Source organism: Paenibacillus sp. P22 (assembly GCF_000469945.2).
GTDB lineage: Bacteria > Bacillota > Bacilli > Paenibacillales > Paenibacillaceae > Paenibacillus_O > Paenibacillus_O humicus.
On record NZ_CBRA020000081.1, the window covers coordinates 21,475 to 28,357 of the forward strand.

Annotated in this window: 5 protein-coding genes and 1 pseudogene; 1 reads left to right on the forward strand and 5 read right to left on the reverse strand. The window is 64.6% G+C overall.

All coding sequences use genetic code 11. The features are described from left to right. Positions 1-38: 38 nt before the first annotated feature. From BN871_RS12745 to BN871_RS12760, 4 genes and pseudogenes are all read right to left on the reverse strand, one after another. Positions 39-758, reverse strand: a complete 720-nt coding sequence (locus tag BN871_RS12745; protein WP_048746401.1) for an ABC transporter permease — start codon at positions 756-758, stop codon at positions 39-41. Continuing rightward, positions 758-1,786 (reverse strand): glycine betaine ABC transporter substrate-binding protein, encoded by a 1,029-nt coding sequence (locus BN871_RS12750; protein WP_083436421.1) that lies wholly within the window; start codon positions 1,784-1,786, stop codon positions 758-760. Before BN871_RS12750 ends, BN871_RS12745 begins: the two co-directional genes overlap by 1 nt. 20 nt (positions 1,787-1,806) lie before the next feature. Then, on the reverse strand, positions 1,807-2,466 hold the full coding sequence (locus BN871_RS12755; RefSeq protein WP_048746404.1) for an ABC transporter permease: 660 nt from the start codon (positions 2,464-2,466) through the stop codon (positions 1,807-1,809). 368 nt (positions 2,467-2,834) lie between these two features. Beyond that, positions 2,835-4,004 (reverse strand): annotated as a pseudogene (locus BN871_RS12760) (betaine/proline/choline family ABC transporter ATP-binding protein); the annotation flags it as partial. Positions 4,005-4,234: 230 nt separating this feature from the next. Here BN871_RS12760 and BN871_RS12765 point away from each other — a divergent pair. Beyond that, complete coding sequence (locus BN871_RS12765; RefSeq protein WP_048746406.1) at positions 4,235-4,681, forward strand: lipase family protein; 447 nt, start codon at positions 4,235-4,237, stop codon at positions 4,679-4,681. A 167-nt stretch (positions 4,682-4,848) separates the two neighbouring features. Here the strand turns inward: BN871_RS12765 and BN871_RS12770 are convergent. Further along, positions 4,849-6,883, reverse strand: a 2,035-nt coding sequence (locus BN871_RS12770) for a glycoside hydrolase family 3 protein (RefSeq protein WP_048746409.1), incomplete at its 5' end; no start/stop codon positions are given.

The window sequence follows — 6,883 nt, forward strand, 5'->3', positions numbered from 1 at the left end:
TTAAGCGCTGCTCCTCAGGAACGGGAGGGCAGGCTTAATCAGCCCTGCGCCTTGGGCACCGGCGGCACCGCCTGCTCCGCCTTGCCGCCGCCCCGCCTGCGCGAAGCCCGGTCGGCCGGATCGAACCGCCGCTGCACATATCCGAGCACAATGTCGGCGAAGATGGCGAGCAGGGCGGCAGGAAGAGCGCCGGCATAGATGCGCAGCGAATTTTGGCCGTTGATGCCGGCATACACTTCGCGGCCGAGGCCGTCGCCGCCCACGAGCGGGGCGATCGTGGCCACCCCGATGGCGATGACGGCCGCGATCCGGATGCCGGTCATCATATAGGGCAGCGACAGCGGCATGCGCACGCTCCACAGCAGCTGCCAGCGGCTCATGCCGACGCCCCGGCCGGCTTCGAGAAAGCTGCTGCCGACCTGCTGCAGACCGACATAGGTGTTGCGCACGATCGGGTTGAGGGAGTACAGGAAGAGGCCGGCCATGACGGTCGTGTTGCCCAGACCCATCCAGAGCATGAGCAGGACGAGCATCGCTAGGCTCGGCACGACCTGAAGGATGCCGGTGATCGCCAGGATGATCCGGGCGAGCGGCCTGCTCCTGGTGCACAGGATGCCGAGCGGCACGCCGGCCGCAAGCGCGAGCAGCACACCGGCCGCCACCAGCTGCACATGCTGGATGAAATATTCGGACAGCAGGCCGCGGTTGCGGTACAGGTAGTCCCAGAAGTCGGCAAGCGTCTCTCGCTGCTCGGGCATTATGGAATCAGTCCTTTCTCCTTCAGGTAGGCGAGCGCGACTTCACGCTCGCTCTTTTTCTCGATGTCGACCTGGTAGTTGAGGCTCACCATCGTGTCGCGGTCCATCGTGCCGAACAGCGGGGCAATCGCTTGCTTGATCTCCGGATGGCGGGCTTCCATGTCCTTGCGCATGACGGCCGACGCGTCATAGGGCGGGAAGAAATGCTTGTCGTCCGCCAGAGTGGCCAGATCGAATGCTTTCAGCCGGGCGTCGGTCGAGTACGCGAGGACGATGTCGACCTGCTTGTTCTTGACGGCGGAATAAACGAGGCTGAGCTCCATCGGGTAGGACTTGGCGAAGGAAATGCCGTAAGCCTTCTGAAAGGCCGGGTAACCGTCGCTGACCCGCTCCAGCCAGGAAGTGTCCACGCCGAAGCGCATGGAGGCGGCATCCGGCTTGATGTCGGATATCTTCTTGTAACCTTTCTGCTCCGCGACCTCGCGCCGGACGGTGAAGGCGTACGTGTTCTCGAAGCCGAGCGGATCCATCCAGTCGAAGCCGAAATACTTGTCGAAGCCTTCCTTGGCTTGGCGCAGCACCTCGGCGCGATCCTTGGTCGGCTCAACGGGAAAGTGGTTGTTGAAGATCTCGCCGGAATACAGCGTGGCCAGATCGATGTCGCCCCTGTCGAGCGCGCTGAATACGAGCGGGCTGGCAGCCAGGTCGGGAATGACCTTCACCTGCAGATCCGTGCTGCGTTCAATGAGGGCTTTGTACATTTCGGCCAGAATCTTCGTTTCGGTAAAAGTCTGGGCGCCGATCCGCAGGTCCGCCTTGCCTGTGCAGCCCGGCGCGAGCAGAAGGAACGCCAGCAGCAGCGGCAGCGCCGCTATGCGGCCTGCCTTTCCGGAGTATTCCGGCTTTTCCGGCCGGCTTGACGCCTTCAGGAACGCGGATCGTGCCGCCTGCCTTGCCGCCTTAAGGAACGCGGACCGATCCCCCGGCGGGTTGATCGCCTTAGGGCGCGCCCTCCCAATCACGGACATGCCTGTCCAATGCCTTCTCCTCACGCGGCTGCGCCTCCCCTCAAGCCGAAGCGGCGGGTCAGGGCGCCTTCAATCCAGCCGAGCAGCAGATCGGCTGCCAGCGACAGCGCGATCGCACCGAGCGCACCGGCGACGATGAGGTAGGGCTGGTTGACGCCCATGCCGGAGACAATCAGCTGTCCGAGGCCGCCGGCTCCGATCAAGGTCGCCAGAGTGGCCCAGCTGATGACGTAGACGGTCGTCAGCCGGATGCCGGACATGATGTAAGGCACGGCGAGCGGCAGCTGGACGCGCAGCAGCCGCTGAGCGGACGAATAGCCCATGCCGCGCGCCGATTCCAGCACATGGGGATCGACGCTGCGGAAGCCTTCATAGGTGTTGCGGAGCACCGGCATGATGGAGTAGAGCAGCAGCGCGAGCACCGCCGGCTTGACGCCGATGCCCATGAGCGGAATCAGGATGGCGAGCAGCGCCAGGCTCGGAATCGTCTGCAGCAGGTTGGCTGCGAAGAACACGGCGCTGTTCAGCCAGCGGATCCGGTTGTAGACGAGCAGCACGCCGAGCGGCAGCGAGATGGCGCAGCCGAGCAGCACGGCGGCGAGCGAAATGCCCAGATGCTCGCGCAGCGCGGTCAGGATGTCGGGAAAGCGGTCCCGGACAAAAGAAAAGAAGCCGCTCATGAACGATCCTTCCCTTCGTCGTCGGAACGCTCCGGCGCCGTCCCGCCGTGTCCGACGCTATCCGAATTTTCCCTGCTGCCGGGGCTTATGGAGATCGAGGAGGTTCCCGTCGGTTCAGCGTCCGTTCCGCTCTGGCGGATGTCTCCGCCTTCTCCGCCTTGACCGCCTGGGGCTATGGTTTCGCCCAAGCTTTCTTGGCCCTTGCGGACTTCTCTCTCCGCACTGCCGCGAGCACCTTGATCGTCAGAATCTCTCTCCTCACCGCCGAGAGCTCTTTGCCCGCCAGCATCGGAGACGCTGTCCCCCGCGGAACCGCCGTAACCTCTCGTTCCGGTATCCCCTTCACGCTCCCCGTCGCCTCCATCGCCGAGCGACGGCAGCAGCTCCGCCAAGTGGCGGACGACGCTGCCGCGGGTAATAAGTCCGATGAAGCGCCCGCCTTCGTCCACGACAGCAACGTTATGCAGCCGGTGGCTGGCGAGCAGCTCAACGGCCTGCGCCAGCGGAGTGCCGGACTGGACGACGTAGCGCACCGGCATCATGACGTCGGACACAGTCTTTTCCTCTTCGCCGTACCGGTCCAGAACGTTGTAGATCGACACGCTGCCGAGCAGGCGCCGCTGGCGGTCCACGACATAGAGGGAATCGACCTTGCGCCGTTCCATCGTCAAAATCGCTTCGGCCAATCCGCGGTTCGGATAGGTGACGGCCGGCTGGGTGACCATGACGTCGTTGACGGAAGCGGAAGGGGAATCGATCGAAGCGTTCGCTCCTTCAAGCTGCAGCGCTTCTTCCTGTCCCATGCCCGCGTCCAAGCGCTTCTGCCCGATGAAGGTTCGGACGAAGTCGTTGGCCGGCCGGCGCAGAATCCGGTCCGGCGTATCGCTTTGCACGACTTCGCCGTCCTTCATGAGGACGATGCGGTCGGCGATCTTGAGCGCTTCGTCCATGTCATGCGTGACGAAGATGATGGTCTTGTGCAGCTCCTGCTGCAGCCGCGCCATGTCTTCCTGGAGCTGCTCGCGGCTGAGCGGATCGAGGGCGCTGAACGGCTCGTCCATGAGGATGATGTCGGGATCGGCCGCCAGAGCCCGGATGACCCCGATCCGCTGCTGCTGGCCGCCGCTCAGCTCCGAAGGGTACCGGTCGCGGTATTGATCCGGATTCAAGCCGACCATCTGGAGCAGCTCGTCGACGCGGCGCGCGATCCGCTCCTTGTCCCAATGCTTGAGGCGGGGAACGGTGGCCACGTTGCGTGCGATCGTCATGTGAGGGAACAGCCCGACGCTTTGAATGACGTAGCCGATGCTGCGGCGCAGCTCTACGGGATCGATCGATGCGATGTCCTTGCCGTCGATCGTGATGGAGCCGCTGGTCGGAACGACGAGGCGGTTGATGAGCCGCATCGTCGTCGATTTCCCGCAGCCGCTCGGTCCGATGAGGACGGTCATCTCGCCTTTGCGGAATTCGAGGTTGATATCTTTGAGGGCATGGAAGCCGTCGTCGTATTTCTTGTGGACATTCTTGATCACAATCATGGCACGCAACCTCCGCCCGATTCCTGAAGTGGTAGTTAAAGTATGGCCTTCCAGCGCCGTTTCATCCGCAGGAATTCCTTCCCGGGAACAGAAGGGGCGGTTGGACTTGAGCCTCTCGACTCAGCAGCGGAGAACAGGGATTTCGGGCTTCATGCCCGTTGCAGCCGGGGACGTATTGGCGCTGCTTCCCCGGTTAATGCTACAATTTAATTCTAGAGGAGGCGATTGACGTGGCGTTTTGGCAGCCTTCCAAGTTGACGGTCTATCTGGTCGCCGGCGTCGCGACTTATCCTTCCACGTTTCAGGAATGCAGGCGCATGCTGGATCGGCTCTTTGGCGAGCAGGGCACGGAGGCGACCATGGAGGTGCTGTTTCCCTATGGCGATTATTCCCGCAAGCTGTGGCGGCAAGTATGGGAGGTCCGGTCGGATCTGACCCGGCTGCTGCTCCCGAGCCGGATCGGAGCCCGCGCGATGATCCGCGATCTCGAGCGCTCCTATACGGGCGGACCGGTGCTTCTGCTCGGCCACAGCGGCGGAGGAGTGGCGGCATGCCGGGCCGCGCGGCTGCTGCTGGAGCAAGGCATATCGGCGGATGACATTCGGGTCGTCCAGATCGGTTCTCCCCGGGTGCCGGTTCCGTTCGTGCTCGACTCGCGCATCCGCAAAAATCCGTAGGCTGCCTGTTCCGACGCAAGGGGCAGGACGCCGCTTGTCAGCCCTCCCGCTGGCAGGCGGCTTTTTTTTTCCAATTGCGGCGCGACGGCAAGCCAAATAGGGGCTGTATCCGGAGCGTCGCGCCTTTTCCGGGTACAGCCCTTATTTTCCAAGCCTTTTGGCAAGCTTTATTGAAGCCGGAATCGCGATAAGCGGACATCGCCGCGCAGCACGATGGCAAGCGGCCTGCTGATCATTCGCTCCGGCAGCGCCGGCAGCTCCACTTTCCCTGTGAGGCGAGTCCAGGCCTGCGGGCCTCCGGTGCGCGGCACCGGGCAGAAGCCGACGAGCAGCCCTTCCGGGCCGTCCAGCCGCAGCTCGATCATGCCCGCTTCCGCGCCGGCGGCATACGCCTCGAAACCCGCTCCGCCTTCCGGCAGCAGGCAGTCGCGGTACAGCAGCCAGCCGCTTCCGCCGGCAGGAGCCGCGCTGTCCCCGCCGTCCGTGCACGCATCGATGCGGATCGAGCCGCAATCATCGTAGCTGACGGCCGGAATCCAGGTCTCCAGGCAGCGAGGCGGAATCTCCTCCCCTGCGATCTCCAGCTCCGCCGTGCAGCGGATATCCGCCGAGCTCGCTCCTGCCATCAGCGTGCAGCTGCCGCGCTCCAGCGAGAAGCGGCTGCGGGTCACATCCCACACCTCCAGCTCCCGGCTGTCGAGCTCGAACGGAACCGTCGCCGTCTCTCCCGGCTGCAGCGTCACCCGCTTGAATCCGGCCAGCTTGCGAAGCGGCCGCTTGACGCGGGAGCCTTCTACCCGGACATACAGCTGAACGACCTCGTCCGCTGCCGTTTGGCCTGCGTTGGCGACCTCAAGCGAGACGATAACGCTCTCTCCGCCCGCGACGGCTTCGCGGTCGGCGGTCAGCTCGCCGTAGCGGAATTCCGAATAGGACAGTCCGTGCCCGAACGGATACAGCACCTCGCCCGGCCAATATTGATACGTGCGGCCCTGCCGGATCACATCGTAGTCGAACAGCGACGGCAGACCTTCCTCCGAGAGGTACCAGGTCATCGGCAGGCGGCCCGCCGGACTGTAATCCCCGAACAGCGCTCCCGCCACCGCGCTTCCGAGCTCCTGTCCCGCATGGCACACCTGAAGAAGGGAAGGAACGGCTTCCTCCGTCCCTTGCAGCGCGAACGGATAGCTGCTCACGAGCACGACGGCCGTCCGCGGATTGGCGGCCGCGACCGCCCGGATAAGAGCTTGCTGGGACTCCGCCAGCGCCAGGCCGGGACGATCGGCGTCCTCCTTGCCTCCGATGAACGGCTGGTTGCCGACGACGACGACGGCAGCCGATGCAGACGCCGCTGCCGCTGCCGCCGTCTCCAGGCCGCGGCTGACAATCTCAATCGCGAACCGCTCCGAGTCGGACGGCTTCTGCCGCAGCCTCATGCGCTCGGCCCTTGCCGCCTCCTCGGCGGCACCGGGATTGGCGGCGTCGGCAGCGTCGAATACCTCTGGGCCCTCTTGCGAGACGGGCATCAGCCTGCCTTCAGGAGTCATGCCGACCGGGGTGCCGTTCCAGGTCAGCAGCAGAACGCCTTCCTCCCCCTCAAGGATGGAAAATACCTCCTTCACGAACCAGCCGCGGGCTTCCTGCGCTGCGGACTCCAGCCCTTCCTCGCCTTCCGTGACGAGGAGGCTGCTGGAAAGGGCGCGGAGGGTGATATTGCCGTATCCCCAATCCGTCAGCTCAAAGCGTTCGGCTGACTCGCTGTTCTCTTCGTCAGCCGCCAATATCCGGGCTTGGCCGACATATAGACCGCTCGACAGGCTGCGCAGCCGGACGATGTCGCAGCCCGTATGGAACACCGCCTCCCCATCGGAGCCCAGCCGGTCCCGGATGCCCGCGAGCGGTGTTACCCGGTAAGGCGGAGTACCGCTGTACCAATCCACGAACGCCTCGTCCGCCAGCGGCCCGATGACCGCGATGGACCCCTTCGCCGGAAGCGGCAGCAAGGGAGACTTGCCTTGAGCCTCTTCGGGCAGCGATTCCGGGGTACCGCCCGGAGCCTCGTTGCGCAGCAATCCCGGAGTCCCGTCCAAAGCCCCGATGCCCAGCGGTTCCGGAGTCCTGCTCGAAGCCTCGTTGCGCAGCGATTCCGGGGTCCCGCCCGGAGCCTCGTTGCGCAGCAGCACGACCGACTCGCTGGCCGCG